1 pseudogene is annotated in these 230 nt (G+C 60.9%); it reads left to right on the top strand.

The window, feature by feature from the left end:
- Positions 1 to 230, top strand: a pseudogene (locus KVT28_RS27310) (serine hydrolase); the annotation flags it as partial.

The raw sequence follows: 230 nt of genomic DNA on the forward strand, positions 1-230 counted from the left end.
CAGGACATCGAAACGCTGGCGCAGCGTAATCTGTTCCTGCCACTGGGCATGACCAGCAGCAGCTTCAAGCCGCAGAGCCTGCGCGGCTATCCGTGGCGTGCGCTCGGCCATGCCGGCGGTCAGCCTAAGCTAATTCCTCGCGGGCAAATCACGCCGGACTGGGCGTTTAACAACAATATGGTGGCGGCCCCCAGCCTCTACAGCAACGCGCGCGATTTGATTCACTATCT

It is taken from the genome of Pantoea sp. GbtcB22 (assembly GCF_019091025.1).
GTDB lineage: Bacteria > Pseudomonadota > Gammaproteobacteria > Enterobacterales > Enterobacteriaceae > Pantoea > Pantoea leporis.